Genomic DNA, 14,287 nt, shown 5'->3' on the forward strand with positions numbered 1-14,287 from the left:
TAGCTCATTAACCGTCGGACTTTACGCCGACCTATTTGATGTCCTTGACGCTGTAGCATATCTCGTATCATTCGACTGCCCATAAATGGGTAGTCGAGATGAATTTCATCGATCAGACGCATCCAACTCAAATCAGTTGATGAAATCTCTTTGGGCTTGTAATACAACGTACTGCGATTGATTTGAATCAATTGCGATTGTTGTCTTACCGAAAGTTGATGGGTCTTATCGATCATTTTTTGCCGCTCAGCTGCCCTATTTTTCTGAGTGCACCTTCTAAAAGATTAATTTGCAATGCCTGATGTCATATCTTGGCATGTAGAGCTTTGAGGTCAATCTCAGGTTCTTGTTGTGCTGTTGGTCGTGAAAAATACTGATTGATTGCTCAAGCAGTTGATTTTCCCAATCAATTATTTGGTTTTGATGTAAATCGAATTGAGTAGAAAGTTCAGCGAGTGTGTGGTCGCCTTTTAATTGCTGCGAGAGCAACTTTAACTTTAAAATCTGCTGAATGATTACGACGTTTTCTTCGTGTCATGCTTGACTCCAAAAACAAGCATTTCCCATGCTTATTGGGGAGTAGATTATCACTTATAGGCATGGTCTAAAATCCTAGACCCACATCACAGGTATTTGGACCACAGGCTGAGCTCGAAGGCCCGATAGGACAGCAACAACATACAATCCACGTAAAAAATCACAAAATCTTCATCTTCGTTTTATTAAGATGAGTCTGGTCAACTTGATCTGACCCAGATACAGAGAGATAGCGTTAAATTTTATCGCTCAATTTTTATTTTAAAAATGAAAGTAAGCAGAGGTATGTGGTGCGTAAAGTAATTGAATATGCGGGAGCAGATCTGTCAAGGATCATTGAAATGGCCTGGGAAGATCGCACCCCATTTGAAGCCATCCAGCGTGAGTTTGGCTTAAATGAAACTGCAGTGATTCGCTTGATGCGGAAAAATATGAAAGCATCGAGTTTTAAAATGTGGCGTGAACGAGTCACCGGCCGAAAAACTAAACATCTGCAACTGCGTTCACCCGATGTGATACGGGCCTATTGTTCACGGCAATACAAGCGTTTCTAAGCGTTTGATTTTGACCGCCGTCTAGACTCACGTTTACATCGTTCAGAACAGTATCTGACTTCCTCCCAGCAGCGTTGCCATTTCTTGCGCCAAGTAAAAGGGCGCAAGCAGTGAATACAGGTTTTTTCAGGGAGATGCTGTTTTTTCATGGTTTATAACTCATCGATCTGGCTAAGAAGCTGTTGGGCATGGCTGATGATCTGCGGCCGATCTTGAAGTTTATCTAGCTGGCGATAGATCATGCCCATACGTGGATGATTACGGAATGTCGCTTCATACCGGATCATGAAATACCAGTACAGGCTATTGAATGGACAGCTGTCCGGCTCGGTGCGGGTTTTGACACTGTAGCTACAGTGCTTGCAGTAATCCGACATCTTATGGATGTAATTGCCCGAAGCGGCATAAGGCTTGCTAGCCATCAAGCCGCCATCGGCATGCATCACCATGCCCAACGTATTCGGCAATTCTACCCATGCATAGGCATCGGCATACACCGCCAAGTACCATTCACTGATCTGATGGGGATCAACACCGCTCAATAAGGCAAAATTGCCAGTCACCATCAGACGCTGGATATGATGTGCATAGGCATGCTGAAAGGTATTGCGGAAACACTGCGTCATACAGTTCATCCGTGTACGGCCGGTCCAGTAAAATTGCGGCAGCGGTGCTGAGTGCTGCAGCACGTTGCGGCTGGCGTATTCGGGCATGTTCAGCCAGTAAATCCCGCGGACATATTCGCGCCAGCCCAGAATCTGCCGAATAAACCCTTCCACGGCATTCAGTGGCGCATGACCAGCATGGTAAGCCGCTTCTGCGGCATCACAGACTTCTCGGGGCAGCAATAGGCCGCAGTTCAGATAAGGCGAGAGCAGGCTGTGAAACAGCGTGTCTGCACCCTGAACCATGGCATCCTGATAATCGCCAAAGTGCGGCAAACTGTGGTCAATAAAATGCTGCAGCGCGCGCAGCGCATCATTGCGCGTGGTGGCCCAGCGGAAACTTGCAAGGTTTCCGGGATGCCGGGAAAATTCACGTTTAACCAGTTGCAGTACATCCAGATCAATCTGATCGTGCTCAAAGCAGAGGGGTTCAGGCAAAGGGGGATTACCTGACCAGGCCTTACGGTTGGCACTGTCATAGTTCCATTGCTGTCCTACGGGCTGCTGTCCCTGCATCAAATAGCCGGTCTGCCTGCGCATTTCCCGGTAAAAATATTCCATGCGCAACGTCTGATAGCGGCTGGCCCAGTGCCGGAACTGCTCCGGGCTACAGAAAAAACGCTCGTCATCCAGACACTGGACTGGCACTTGCAGCTGCTGGCTCCAGTGCTGTTCAATCTGCTGCTGCAGGCGGTATTCCCCGCAGTGAGTCATCACCAGTTCTGTGACGGGGAACAGCTGTCGCTGTGCCTGTACGAAATCCAGCAGGCTGCGAATCGGACTGCCGGATTGAAAGGTGTGGTAACGTACACGCCAGCCCTGAGCTTTAAGCGCTTTGGCAAAATGCCGCATCGCGCTAAAAATCAGGGCAATTTTCTGCTGATGATAAGCGACATAAGTGGCTTCCTCAACAACTTCGGCCATCAGGATCACGTCCCGGGTACGGTCCAGCGATTTAAACGTAGCAAGCTGATGATGTAGCTGGTCACCCAGAATTAAACCGAAACGCATAGCCATTCCAGACCCGATGAAAGATAGCCTAGTGTAAAGCCAGCCAGTTCAATTTTTTGTGAAAATAAAGATCAGCCCGCATGTTCAGTCAATTCAGCTCGACCAGATGATCTGCTGACATTGCACAGAAATCATAATTGCTACAATAACAGACTGTTCATCTCTATAATGCTACAGCCAGTTGATGAAACTCGCTTCGCATTATTCCTGAAGGCATAATTGGTGTGAAAATTATGTTATTTTAATCAAAAAGATACAAATTATTATGGTTGTAATTCAGGCAGCGTGCGCCTAGTATGTTCCATGAAGTTACTCCATGTAAGCTTCCTTAGTTTTGTCCCATACACCCCTCTGTATGGGATTTTTTTTAATCCGGGGATTGTCATGAGCATGCATTCAAAAGCGTATATTTTTAGACAGCAGCAATTGCTGGTGGATGATCATTTCCAGTTGCCGCAGGTGGAAAGACTGCAGCACGACCTGAACCTGTCGGAAAATGGCCAGGTCATTGCACGCGATCTAAAAGAAGATGAAATAGTGCCCGAAGGTTATCAACTGGTCCCGATCCGGCAACTGGTACAGGTCTGGAGCAGGCCGCAGTTTGAACAGGCCAGCCGTGCGGTACAGTTACTGGAATGGCGCCGTAATCACCGCTTTTGCAGTAAATGCGGCCATGCTACCCAGCAGCACGCCAGCCAGTATGCCATGGTCTGTCCATCCTGTGGCTATAACCAGTATCCGCGGGTGAATCCTTGCGTGATTACCATCATCACCCGGGGTACAGATGAAATTCTGCTGGCGAAAAATGCCCGCAATAAAACCCAGATGTACAGCCTGATTGCTGGATTTGTTGAAGTCGGCGAAACCTTGGAGGAGGCAGTACGCCGTGAGACGCAGGAAGAAGTCGGGCTGCAGATCAAGAATATTCAATATCTGGCCAGCCAGCCGTGGCCGTTTCCCAGCAACCTGATGATGGCCTTCAAGGCAGAGTATCACTCGGGTGAGATTCAGATTCAGGAAGATGAACTGAGCGACGCGCAATTTTTCAAGTTTGATCAGTTACCTGAGATTCCCTTCAAGGGCAGTATCGCTTATGCCATGATTCAGCATGTGATGCATGGTACCCCTGTGGCAGATGACAGCAAAGAATGGCTTTAACCCGGAAAACAGCCTAGAGCTTTTTTGGCAGCAGGCCTGCTAAATCACATCATTTTGTCTTCACGCTTTGTTCACATCCACCTGGGTTATCTTAGTCCTGAAATCATTTAAGGCTTAAAAATGAATATTCTATTCAAGTCAGTTTTTGCGGTTACGGCACTGACCCTCATGAGCTTAAGCATGCTGACTCGAGCGGAAACAGTTGCGCCTCAGGCAGTCGATCAGGTGGATATCCAACAGTATGCAGGCAAGTGGTATGAAATTGCGCATTTACCGATGTATTTTCAGCGTAAATGTGTGTCGGATATTTCGGCACAATACACTGTCAAGGCCGATCGGACCATACGTGTCCTAAATAGCTGCCGGATTGAAAATGGTGAAATGATCAGCTCTGAAGGGGTCGCCTATCCGCAAAATCAGGGCAATAGCAAACTCAAGGTCAGCTTTTTGCCGCCAGGTTTAAGGTGGATCCCCTTCACCAAAGGTCATTACTGGATATTAAGAGTGGATCCGGAATATAAAGTCGCACTGGTCGGTGGACCGAGTAATAAATACCTGTGGATTTTATCGCGTGAACCGCAACTGGACGAAGCAACCTATCAGTCCTATCTGGAGACTGCGAAACACTATGGTTACGACATCACAAAGTTAATCAAATTGCCCCATTAATCTGCTACCCTTTTGCCGAACTGCCAAATCTCTCTACAGTTCGGCTTTTTTTTCACTTCACATAAAATTCATATCTGACTGATTACACTCATCAAATGAAATAAAGACAGTTGCTTGAAATAGGATGAGTCCATGTTGAAAAGTCTGATGCAATGGATAGATAGCTGGTCTATATCGACACCAACCGAAACACTGACTGCTGAAAATAGCAAGATTCGGTGGATCCGTATTTTGCCCTTTATTCTGCTGCATCTGGCCTGTTTCGCTGTGTTCTGGGTCGGGGTATCCTGGTTTGCGCTTGGTTTTATGCTCGCGTTCTACTTGATCCGCATGTTTTCCATCACGGCTTTTTTTCATCGCTATCTGTCGCATAAAACTTTTCAGACCTCCCGCCCGGTACAGTTCCTGTTTGTGCTGATTGGCACCATGAGTGCACAGCGTGGTCCGCTATGGTGGGCGGCGCATCACCGTTATCACCACCGCTATACCGATACCTTGCAAGATCCGCATTCCTCCACGCATGGTTTTTGGTACAGCCATGTTGGCTGGTTTCTGAATGAATATAATTTTGCTACGCGTAAAGAAGTGATCAAGGACTGGCTGAAATATCCGGAACTTATCTGGCTAGATCGTTTCAGTTTAATTGTGGTACTGCTGACCGCGGGTGGAATTTATGCACTCGGGTACTGGCTGGCCATCACCTGGCCGCAACTCGGTACGTCCGGCCTGCAATTGCTGGTCTGGGGCTTTGTCGTGTCTACCGTGTTACTGATCCATGCCACCTTGTGTATCAATTCACTGGCGCATCATTATGGCAGCCGGGATTTTGACACGGATGATCACAGCCGCAACAACTTATTCCTGTCCATCATTACTTTGGGCGAAGGCTGGCATAACAACCACCATTATTATGCTGGAAGTACCCGGCAGGGCTTTTACTGGTGGCAGATTGATGTGACTTATTACCTACTAAAACTCATGTCCTGGTTCGGAATGGTCTGGGGAATCAAGCCCATTCCGGCACGGGTCTATGAAGTCAGTAAAATAGCTCAGGCTCGAAAACAGAAAAAAGCCGCTACGGCAGGCACTCAAAAAATTCAATCGAAGGAATCACCATGAAAATTGCAATTATTGGTTCAGGTATTTCCGGTCTGTATGCTGCCTGGAAACTCAGCAAAGTGCATGAAGTCACAGTCTTCGAAAAGAATAATTACTTCGGCGGTCATACCGATACCCATCAGCTGAATATAGACGGTGAACAGGTCGCGGTGGATAGCGGCTTTATTGTGTTCAATGAGCATAACTATCCGCTGTTCTGTGCAATGCTGAAAGAACTTGGGATTCAATCACAAAGCAGTGACATGGGCTTTTCGGTGAATAATCAGGTCAGCGGCTTGCAGTACAATCCGTCAAAAAAATTCTCGCTGTTGTTCCGACCGCAAAACTTTTTTAACGCAGATTTTCGCGCGATGTTGTCGGATCTTTTCCGTTTCTATGCGGCGAATAAAGATCTGGATGTGGAGCAGGTCGATGCACAGCTCAGTATTGATGAGTATTTAAATCAACATGGCTATTCCGAAGCTTTCCGCCAGGAACATCTCTATCCGATGTGTGGGGCGCTGTGGTCCTGTCCGGTGGAACAAGCCGGACAGATTCCCTATAAATTTGTGGTCAGCTTTTTCCAGCACCATCGCATGTTGCAACTGAAAGACCGGCCCTTATGGCTTACAGTCAAGGGTGGATCGGCTCGCTACGTTCGTGCGATTCAGTCCCAGGCCAATATTACTTTCCGCAAAACTGCTGTGCATCAGGTATCCCGTAGTGCCAATGATGTACTGGTTGAAACAGCACAGGGCAGTGAGCGTTTTGACTGGGTGATCTTTGCTAGTCATGCTGACGACAGCCTGAAATTACTTAAAGACCCGACAGTGCAGGAGCTGGACGTGCTGGGCAAGTTCCGCTATCAGGCTAACCGCATGGTGGTGCATTCTGATACCCGCATCATGCCCAAATCCCGTCGTCAATGGGCCAGCTGGCATGTGCATGTCACCCCAAGTCAGGCAGCTGAACAGACGCCATTCCAGCACAGCGGTATGCACTATGGTTTCAGTTACTGGATGAACCAGTTGCAAAACCTGCAATGCAAGACTCAGGTTCTTGCCACCCTGAATCCTAACTTTGCCTTGGATCCTAAAAAGGTCTGGGTCGAACGGCATTACCGTCATCCGGTGTTTGATGCCTGCGCGATTGAAGCACAAGAACGCTGGGCCGAGATCAATAGCCAGAACCGCACCTCATACTGTGGCGCTTACTGGGGCTGGGGCTTTCATGAAGATGGTGCCCGTAGCGCTGCGTGGGTGGTCGATCAGCTCTTAAAACAGACCGAGCAGGCCGCCTAGGAGGATATGATGCAAATGTTTCCACTGGCGATTGCCTCTGCGGAAATCCGGCATCGCCGTTTCTTGCCTAAAGCGCATGCTTTTAAGACCCGGCTGACCTATCTATACTTTGATCCGGATCAGCTCTCAAGCTTTACCCAAAAATCCTGGCTCTGGTCTTGCAATCGCTGGAATTTCCTCACTCTGGACGAACGTGATTTTCTGACCATGGAATGTGGTTCGATTCGGCAGAAGGTCGCACGTCTGCTGATCAAGCGGGAAAACTACCTGTTAGCGCATGCCGCATCCATCCGGGTCTTGGCTCTGCCGCGTACACTCGGCTTTCGCTTTAATTCTGTGGTGTTTTATCTGGTCTTTGATGCCACCGACCAGCTGATCTTTGTCCTCAGTGAAATTACCAATACACCGTGGAATGAACGTCAGGTCTATATTCACGACTGTCGGCACAATGCAACTGAATATGCACCGTACCAAAGTCACCAGTTTGACTTCAAGAAGGCCTTTCATGTGTCGCCATTCATGCCGATGGCGCTGGATTACCGCTGGCGCTTCAGCTTTTCCGATCAAAACAATGTGATTCATATGCAGCTGTTTCAGCAAGGAATCTTGCAATTTGATGCCACCATGCAATTTTCGTTGCAAGCCATCACAGTTCCTTCACAACAGCATCGCTATGCTGTGCTGAAAGTTCTTGAGCCCTTCAGGATGGTCGGTGGAATTTATCTGCATGCCTTTCGCTTGTGGAAGAAGAAAATTCCATTTTACCGACATCCTAAAAAAGAAAAAGGAAACACATTGCGATGAAAACACTGTTTATGGGAGAAGAAAGCACAATGCCGGTGGTACTGCGCCATCTGCTGAAATTACGTCATGGTCAGCTGATTTTTAAAGGCGCCTGGAACGGGATTGTGGGAGAGAGCAGTGATTTGTATGCCGTGATTCAGGTGCATGATGCTAGGCTGATGGATCTGCTGTTCCGTAATGGCGTACTCGGTGCTGCTGAAGGTTTTATTCGCGGCTACTGGAGCAGTGAAGATCTGGTCAATGTGATTCGCATTCTGGCGCGTAACCGTGATGTGCTGGACCGGATGAACCAGAATGCGCTGGCCAAGGCCAGTCAGTTCCTGTTAAAGACCTGGTACAAATCCCGCAAAAACTCAATTGATGGCAGCCGTAAAAATATTGCCGAGCATTATGACCTGAGCAATGACTTTTTCAAGCTGTTCCTAGATAGCAGCATGATGTATTCCAGTGCGGTATTTAAAGAACCGGGCATGAGTCTGGAACAGGCCTCCGATTATAAAAAAGAACTGATTTGCCAGAAACTGCAGCTGAAACCGATGGATCATTTAGTTGAGATTGGCAGCGGATGGGGTGGTTTTGCCATTTACGCAGCACTGCATTATGGCTGTAAGGTAACCACCATTACCATCTCCCAAGCACAATATGATGAAGCGGTCGCGCGAATAGAGGCAGCCGGACTATCCCATCGCGTGGATGTCCAGCTGAAAGACTACCGTCTGTTGGAAGGCAAATATGACAAGCTGGTGTCGATTGAAATGATCGAGGCTGTAGGTGAGCAGTATTTACCGATATATTTCAACAAATGCCGTGAATTGCTGAAATCGAATGGTCTGGCACTGATTCAGGCCATCACCATTGAAGATGCCCGCTATGCCAAAGCCCTGAATACCGTGGACTATATCAAGCGTTACATTTTCCCGGGCAGTTTTATTCCTTGCATCAGTGTCATGACCCAAGCAGCTTCCGAGCAAAAACTGCGTCTCAAGCATCTGGAAGATATCGGCCAGAGTTATGCCCAAACCTTGCACTGCTGGCGCCAACGTTTTCTGGAGCAACGTGATCAGGTAATGGGGCTTGGTTTTGATGAGTCCTTTATCCGTATGTGGGATTTTTATCTGTGCTATTGCGAAGGTGGTTTCCGCGAAGGCGTAATCAGTGATGTGCATCTGTTATTCGAAGCCAGTGCTTACTAAGCCAAGATAAAACAGGAGGGCTGTTATGCTGCTGAATTTACTGGTGCTGAATGTCTTTATCATGTTCTGTAGCTGGCTGCTAGTGACCTATAACCAGCGTGCCGGACTGGTGGATGTGGCCTGGAGTTTCTGTATTGCACTCAATGTCATCATCCCTGCTTGGGTCATGGAAACTGCACCGCTGCTGATCCGGGTATTTCTGGGCGTGTTCAGCGGAATCTGGTTCTTACGCCTGACCTGGCATCTGCTGCGCCGTTATGCCAGTGAAACTGCAGAAGATACCCGCTATGCCAATATGCGCAGGGCCATGGGAGATTATCAGCATCTCGGTTTTCTGGCCTTTTTTATGTTTCAGGCCGGGCTGGTGGCACTGTTTTCCTATCCGATGCTGGAGTTGCTTAATATTCCGGTCCAGCAGTGGAATGACTGGACCCCCTATACCGTACTGGTGGCAGGCATGATCATGCTGCTGGCGCTGATCGGGGAGAGTACTTCCGACCAGCAGCTCTACCGCTTCAAGCTGGATCCCCAGAATAAGGGCAAAACCCTGGATCGGGGCTTATGGAAATACTCACGTCATCCGAACTATTTTTTTGAATGGTTACACTGGTTTGCCTATCCGGTTCTCGGTCTAGCGGCAGGAGTCTATGAACTGTGGCTCTATCCGCTGCTGATGTGGTTGTTTCTGTACTACATTACTGGCATTCCGTTTAGTGAACAACAGGCACTGGCCCATCGCGGCGAAAATTACAAAGCTTATCAACGACGAACTTCAATGTTTATTCCGTGGCCACCCAAAGAGTAGGTAAATACATGGACTTTATGATTCAACAATCTTTAAAACTGGTTGAAAAGGGTAAATTGCCCGATGCCGTGATTCGCGCAGGCATTCGCACTTTAAGCAAAAAACGTCTGGCACAGGAAGGGCGCTTTGACCCGGCACTGGCGGCACAGCGTTATATGGATGTGCTGCATATGCTGAAAAACAGCGCAATTGCCATCGAGACCGACAAAGCCAATGAACAGCACTATGAACTGCCCACCGCATTTTTTCAGGCGGTGCTAGGCAAGCGGCTGAAATACAGCGCCAGCCTGTTTGAACATGATCATACCACACTGGATCAGGCGGAAGAAGCCGCACTGGCCAGCTATTGCCAGCGTGCGCAACTACAGGACGGGCAGGATATTCTGGAAATTGGCTGTGGCTGGGGCTCACTCAGTCTGTATATGGCCGAGCATTATCCTAACGCCCGGATTACCGTAGTGTCGAACTCCTCAACCCAGCGCCAGTATATTCAGGAACAGGCCCGTCTGAAAAAACTGCAGAACCTGACAGTGGTCACCTGTGATGTCAATGTACTGCAACTGGAACCGGCTGCTTTTGACCGTGTGGTTTCGGTGGAAATGTTTGAGCATGTGCGCAACTACCAGAAACTGTTTGAAAATATCAGCAGCTGGCTGAAAGACGATGGCTTGCTCTGGTGCCATATTTTCTGTCACCGTTTCCTGCATTATCCATTTGAAGTTAAAAATGAATTTGACTGGATGTCGAAATATTTCTTTAGTGGCGGTCTGATGCCGGCAGCTTCAACTTTCCTGCATTTCCAGCAGCATTTGCAGCTGGAACAGCACTGGCAATGGGCCGGCACCCAATATGAACGCACCGCAAATGCCTGGCTGGAGAATATGGACCAAAAGCAGGCCGAGCTGCAGCCCCTGTTTGAACAGACCTATGGCGCAGATGCTACCATCTGGTGGCAACGTTGGCGGATTTTCTTTATGGCCTGTGCCGAATTATTCGGTTATGACCATGGACACGAGTGGGTGATCGGCCACTTTCTGTTTAAAAAGAAAGCCGTATAATTAAACGCTGAATCGGATGCGCCAACGGGGAATTGATCAATGTTAAAGCTGTTTAGGGACAAACGCGATCATCCTCTGGGTGAGGTGTTTAACCGCTATTACTGGCTGCAAATCGGATTCATTGCCTTGTCGGTGGTGATTGGCATTGCCTGTAGTGCCTGGGTGATTAAAGGCTTTTTGCTGCGCACCGCCTTGGAACAGGAAATGTCACACTACTGGCAGCGGCTGGAACGCAATCCGGCCGCCGAACTTCCCGACACCAAAAACCTATATGGTTATCGTTGGTATGATACCCCTCCTATGCAGTTTCAGCACATGCAGTTCGAGCAGGGCGTCAATCGGCATTTTGTCGATGGTAAAGAGCGCATGACCGTCTACGGTGAAAAAAATCGGCAGCATGTGCTGCTGGTCTTTGGCGAAAGTAACGTCAACAAACTGGTCTGGCTGTTTGGTCTGGCACCACTGATGGTCAGTTTGTTCGTGCTGTACAGCGTATTGTGGTGGTGGAACCGTCGCGCCAAACGTTATTTTTCTCCGATTACCCGGTTGGCCAATGCGCTGGAACATATCGACTGGGAACATCAGAAAAATCAGGCTTCACCTTTTCAGGACATTCGCACTGATTCCAATCTGGAAGCTGAATACCTGAAGCAGGCATTAGAAAAATACCATCAGGTCTTGAGTGCATTTATTCAGCGTGAACGTGAGTTTACCGGTGATGTCAGTCATGAACTGCGCACCCCATTGACGATTTTAAAAGGCAATGTGCAACTGTGTCAGGCACGCTATGGTAACAACAAATCCTTTACCCGCCTGCACAACACTATTGAAGACATGCAGCTGCTGGTCGATACCTTACTGGCCATCGCCCGAAATACCACCAACACCCTGATAGCCGAGCCCACTATGCTGTCAGAATGTCTGGAGAATCTGGTACAGGATCTGGACAGTGTCAGCCACAACAAAGGCATGCAGATCGACCTACAAAAAGACCTGGATGAACAGCCGCGTAAAATGTACCCGTCAATGACCAAAATGGTGTTTGGCAATATCCTGCGCAATGCACTGAATTATTCGCAAGGCACGGAAATTGATGTCATTCTGCAAAAAAATAAAGTGCTGATTGCTGACAATGGAGTGGGTATTCCCTTACCGAATAACTCCAAAGTTCAGGAACTGTCCGACCAGCAACTACAACTAGAAATCAAAGGGCACGGCATTGGTCTGCAACTGGTACAGAAACTGTGCAAGCAGCTGGGCTGGCGGGTGGAACTGTTTGACCGGCAATATTATCTTAGCACCCATCAGGATGTTGATCTGACAATGACCACCGGACTGATTGTAGTGGTGTATTTAAACGAGGTTTTCGCCTGAAAAGCTTAGGCTTCTAAAGCAATCTTTAAACCGACACCGGAGATGGTATGAATCAGTTTCTGCTCAAAAGGCTTGTCAACCATTTTACGCAGATTATAGATATGACTGCGCAGGGCATCGCTTTCCGGTTCTGCATCTCCCCAAAGCTCCATCATGATTTCCTGTTTGGTTAGGACCTTAGGTGAATGACGCATTAACAATTTCAGGAGTTTGAACTGGATAGGGGGTAATTCAATGGTCTGGCCGGCTCGCGTCAGTTGCTGTCTGGCCGGGTCCAAAATCAGATCATGAATCTGTAGCCGGCCACTGGATACCTCACCTAAAGAACGTTTAATCAGAGCTTTGACCCGAACCACCAGCTCGTTAAAATCAAAGGGCTTAACCAGATAATCATCCGTGCCGGAATTAAAACCTTTGAGTTTGTCATCCAGCGTATCGCGCGCCGTCAACATCAGTACGGGTAAATCCAACCCTTCCTCATGACGCAGCCATTCACACAGTTCATAACCTGAACCATCAGGTAAATTAATGTCTAGAAGCAAAATATGATAGCGCTGCTGTTTCAGTAGCTGGCGTGCAGCGTTCAGATTGCGGGCATGATCCACTACAAAATCATGTTCTTCCAGAAACTCGCATAAGGTAGAGGCCAGTTCATAATGGTCTTCGACCATCAGGATAAAATGTTTCGACATAGCGGCAGAGACTAATTCAATAATTGCTGTTTTAATTTAGCACTAAATGGCTGCGAACCCAGCCAGATATTAAAATATTGTTGTGCTAGAGGATGCTGAAGATTGCCTAGTACCTGCTGATTCAGCATCAAGGTCAGGGTCTGTGTCTCGGCTTGATAGCTTAAACGATAAAGATCACCCGGTTTTACCGGCTTATAAAGCTGAGTAATTCTATCTAATACTATTAAGTGTTTAGACTCTCGCTCATTACGCTTCAGAAAATGGGTCGCTGCACGCTTGAAAGCCCATTCCGGAATATTCTGTGTATAGGAAAAATCAATCTGCATATTCTGGCCTTGCCAGGGTTTTGTACAGTTCTGAGCATAATAACGGGCGACGCCAACCTGTTTCTGAGCCACCAAAAGTGGACCACGACCACACTGATTCATATTCTGGGCATGTGACCATGAACTGAAACTGCAGAGCATCAGTAGTCCCGTACTTAATACTACTTTTTGAATGGCAGTACCCATGAATATGCTCCTCCAACATAAGGTAAAGAACGATACAGGCCATTGGCCGGATCCCAGAAATCCTGCTGGAAAATAATCTTATTGTCTCTGTTGACTTTGATTTCACTGATCCCAAAAGAATCCATAGTTCGAGTCGTGCCAAACATTTTAAAGTCATAGGTCATATGCCAGTGCACGTAGGCAGAGTCTTGGTAATAGGAGGTATTTAATAGTTTGACATTCACGTTACTGACACGCTTGTTCATCCCTTGAAAATGTTGGAGTAGATTTTGACGTGATGAAAATTGGGATAAGGTATCGTTAATAAACAGCTGATCGGCATAGAGTGATCCGGCTCGTTCAATAAATGCAGGTGTACCCAAAGTATTAAATGCTGAGGTAAAGCGTATGCCGATGTCTTGGGCTTTAGCCTGATCCAGCGCAGTTCCCTGAATTTGGTTTCTGGATTTTGCATAATCACTTGAATAGCTAGGAATACTTTTACATCCAGCTAAAACTAGTAGCGGTAAGGACAAGGTAGCTAGCAGTATTTTTTTGACATGTTTCATATTGGCTATCCGTATTAGGTCTATGCTGATACTTTAGGCCGAAAGTCGTGAACAGAATGTGAAGAGGATGAAAGGCTGTTAAATGAGCAGTAAACAGAAGCTCTTTAATGATGGAGTAACGTGTATATCCTCAGTCCTGTCTAAGCCTTTTTTGACATTCCCCAACTTTTCGCAGAAAGCAGAAATTCATAATTTAAAGCCACGAGAATGCTTTGATGTGGTTCTAGGATTTTAGACCACGCCTATAAGTGATAATCTACTCCCCAATAAGCATGGGAAATGCTTGTTTTTGGAGTCAAGCATGACAC

Annotated in this window: 15 protein-coding genes and 1 pseudogene; 10 read left to right on the forward strand and 6 right to left on the reverse strand. The window is 47.4% G+C overall.

The features are described 5' to 3' along the window. Positions 1 to 538 (reverse strand): annotated as a pseudogene (locus ACIG3F_RS15205) (IS3 family transposase); the annotation flags it as partial. A 301-nt stretch (positions 539 to 839) separates the two neighbouring features. On the opposite strand from ACIG3F_RS15205, the gene ACIG3F_RS15210 reads away from it, so the two are divergent. Further along, positions 840 to 1,091: a TIGR03643 family protein gene (locus ACIG3F_RS15210; protein ID WP_373683236.1), complete on the forward strand. Its 252-nt coding sequence runs from the start codon at positions 840 to 842 to the stop codon at positions 1,089 to 1,091. Here ACIG3F_RS15210 and ACIG3F_RS15215 read toward each other — a convergent pair. Beyond that, positions 1,088 to 1,240, reverse strand: a complete 153-nt coding sequence (locus tag ACIG3F_RS15215; RefSeq protein WP_180038950.1) for a DUF2256 domain-containing protein — start codon at positions 1,238 to 1,240, stop codon at positions 1,088 to 1,090. The genes ACIG3F_RS15210 and ACIG3F_RS15215 overlap by 4 nt on opposite strands. Positions 1,241 to 1,243: 3 nt before the next feature. After that, complete coding sequence (locus ACIG3F_RS15220) at positions 1,244 to 2,767, reverse strand: cryptochrome/photolyase family protein (protein ID WP_213687770.1); 1,524 nt, start codon at positions 2,765 to 2,767, stop codon at positions 1,244 to 1,246. A gap of 384 nt (positions 2,768 to 3,151) precedes the next feature. Between ACIG3F_RS15220 and nudC the strand changes: the two genes are divergently transcribed. The 9 genes from nudC to ACIG3F_RS15265 all read left to right on the forward strand — a co-directional run bounded on the left by nudC (position 3,152) and on the right by ACIG3F_RS15265 (position 12,227). Then, positions 3,152 to 3,925 (forward strand): NAD(+) diphosphatase, encoded by a 774-nt coding sequence (gene nudC / locus ACIG3F_RS15225; RefSeq protein WP_396470438.1) that lies wholly within the window; start codon positions 3,152 to 3,154, stop codon positions 3,923 to 3,925. Positions 3,926 to 4,045: 120 nt separating this feature from the next. Then, on the forward strand, positions 4,046 to 4,594 hold the full coding sequence (locus tag ACIG3F_RS15230; RefSeq protein WP_180038953.1) for a lipocalin family protein: 549 nt from the start codon (positions 4,046 to 4,048) through the stop codon (positions 4,592 to 4,594). Positions 4,595 to 4,726: 132 nt separating this feature from the next. Further along, a complete protein-coding gene (locus ACIG3F_RS15235; RefSeq protein WP_180038954.1) occupies positions 4,727 to 5,713 on the forward strand; it encodes an acyl-CoA desaturase in 987 nt (328 codons plus the stop codon). Continuing rightward, the gene (locus tag ACIG3F_RS15240; protein WP_180038955.1) at positions 5,710 to 6,993 is read left to right on the forward strand and encodes an NAD(P)/FAD-dependent oxidoreductase; all 1,284 of its coding nucleotides are present in this window, start codon (positions 5,710 to 5,712) and stop codon (positions 6,991 to 6,993) included. Before ACIG3F_RS15235 ends, ACIG3F_RS15240 begins: the two co-directional genes overlap by 4 nt. A gap of 9 nt (positions 6,994 to 7,002) precedes the next feature. Then, complete coding sequence (locus ACIG3F_RS15245; protein ID WP_180038956.1) at positions 7,003 to 7,797, forward strand: DUF1365 domain-containing protein; 795 nt, start codon at positions 7,003 to 7,005, stop codon at positions 7,795 to 7,797. Then, positions 7,794 to 8,990, forward strand: a complete 1,197-nt coding sequence (locus ACIG3F_RS15250; RefSeq protein WP_180038957.1) for a cyclopropane-fatty-acyl-phospholipid synthase family protein — start codon at positions 7,794 to 7,796, stop codon at positions 8,988 to 8,990. The genes ACIG3F_RS15245 and ACIG3F_RS15250 overlap by 4 nt, the downstream gene beginning before the upstream one ends. 25 nt (positions 8,991 to 9,015) lie before the next feature. Next, the gene (locus ACIG3F_RS15255) at positions 9,016 to 9,795 is read left to right on the forward strand and encodes a DUF1295 domain-containing protein (protein WP_180038958.1); all 780 of its coding nucleotides are present in this window, start codon (positions 9,016 to 9,018) and stop codon (positions 9,793 to 9,795) included. Positions 9,796 to 9,803: 8 nt separating this feature from the next. Then, positions 9,804 to 10,853 carry a cyclopropane-fatty-acyl-phospholipid synthase family protein gene (locus ACIG3F_RS15260; protein WP_180038959.1) on the forward strand — a complete coding sequence of 350 codons (1,050 nt, stop codon included), beginning with the start codon at positions 9,804 to 9,806 and terminating at the stop codon, positions 10,851 to 10,853. A gap of 39 nt (positions 10,854 to 10,892) precedes the next feature. Next, on the forward strand, positions 10,893 to 12,227 hold the full coding sequence (locus tag ACIG3F_RS15265; protein ID WP_213687773.1) for a HAMP domain-containing sensor histidine kinase: 1,335 nt from the start codon (positions 10,893 to 10,895) through the stop codon (positions 12,225 to 12,227). A gap of 5 nt (positions 12,228 to 12,232) precedes the next feature. Here ACIG3F_RS15265 and ACIG3F_RS15270 read toward each other — a convergent pair whose 3' ends face one another. From ACIG3F_RS15270 to ACIG3F_RS15280, 3 genes are read right to left on the reverse strand one after another with little or no spacing between them, the layout of a single operon-like run. Beyond that, positions 12,233 to 12,919 carry a response regulator transcription factor gene (locus ACIG3F_RS15270; RefSeq protein ID WP_180038961.1) on the reverse strand — a complete coding sequence of 229 codons (687 nt, stop codon included), beginning with the start codon at positions 12,917 to 12,919 and terminating at the stop codon, positions 12,233 to 12,235. Positions 12,920 to 12,930: 11 nt separating this feature from the next. After that, positions 12,931 to 13,431, reverse strand: a complete 501-nt coding sequence (locus ACIG3F_RS15275) for a chalcone isomerase family protein (protein WP_180038962.1) — start codon at positions 13,429 to 13,431, stop codon at positions 12,931 to 12,933. Then, a complete protein-coding gene (locus ACIG3F_RS15280) occupies positions 13,407 to 13,979 on the reverse strand; it encodes a nuclear transport factor 2 family protein (protein WP_180038963.1) in 573 nt (190 codons plus the stop codon). Before ACIG3F_RS15280 ends, ACIG3F_RS15275 begins: the two co-directional genes overlap by 25 nt. Between the last annotated feature and the right edge of the window lie 308 nt (positions 13,980 to 14,287).

The sequence above is a fragment of the Acinetobacter sp. NPDC052428 genome (genome assembly GCF_044547685.1).
In the GTDB taxonomy this organism is placed as follows: Bacteria; Pseudomonadota; Gammaproteobacteria; order Pseudomonadales; family Moraxellaceae; genus Acinetobacter; species Acinetobacter lwoffii_G.

Excerpts from the sequence above, each read along its gene's own strand:
- ACIG3F_RS15235 (WP_180038954.1), top strand. The coding sequence starts at position 4,727 with ATGTTGAAAAGTCTGATGCAATGGATAGATAGCTGGTCTATATCGACA.
- ACIG3F_RS15280 (WP_180038963.1), bottom strand. The coding sequence starts at position 13,979 with ATGAAACATGTCAAAAAAATACTGCTAGCTACCTTGTCCTTACCGCTA.
- nudC (WP_396470438.1), top strand. The coding sequence starts at position 3,152 with ATGAGCATGCATTCAAAAGCGTATATTTTTAGACAGCAGCAATTGCTG.
- ACIG3F_RS15245 (WP_180038956.1), top strand. The coding sequence starts at position 7,003 with ATGCAAATGTTTCCACTGGCGATTGCCTCTGCGGAAATCCGGCATCGC.
- ACIG3F_RS15230 (WP_180038953.1), top strand. The coding sequence starts at position 4,046 with ATGAATATTCTATTCAAGTCAGTTTTTGCGGTTACGGCACTGACCCTC.
- ACIG3F_RS15255 (WP_180038958.1), top strand. The coding sequence starts at position 9,016 with ATGCTGCTGAATTTACTGGTGCTGAATGTCTTTATCATGTTCTGTAGC.
- ACIG3F_RS15215 (WP_180038950.1), bottom strand. The coding sequence starts at position 1,240 with ATGAAAAAACAGCATCTCCCTGAAAAAACCTGTATTCACTGCTTGCGC.
- ACIG3F_RS15250 (WP_180038957.1), top strand. The coding sequence starts at position 7,794 with ATGAAAACACTGTTTATGGGAGAAGAAAGCACAATGCCGGTGGTACTG.
- ACIG3F_RS15270 (WP_180038961.1), bottom strand. The coding sequence starts at position 12,919 with ATGTCGAAACATTTTATCCTGATGGTCGAAGACCATTATGAACTGGCC.
- ACIG3F_RS15260 (WP_180038959.1), top strand. The coding sequence starts at position 9,804 with ATGGACTTTATGATTCAACAATCTTTAAAACTGGTTGAAAAGGGTAAA.
- ACIG3F_RS15240 (WP_180038955.1), top strand. The coding sequence starts at position 5,710 with ATGAAAATTGCAATTATTGGTTCAGGTATTTCCGGTCTGTATGCTGCC.
- ACIG3F_RS15220 (WP_213687770.1), bottom strand. The coding sequence starts at position 2,767 with ATGCGTTTCGGTTTAATTCTGGGTGACCAGCTACATCATCAGCTTGCT.
- ACIG3F_RS15265 (WP_213687773.1), top strand. The coding sequence starts at position 10,893 with ATGTTAAAGCTGTTTAGGGACAAACGCGATCATCCTCTGGGTGAGGTG.
- ACIG3F_RS15275 (WP_180038962.1), bottom strand. The coding sequence starts at position 13,431 with ATGGGTACTGCCATTCAAAAAGTAGTATTAAGTACGGGACTACTGATG.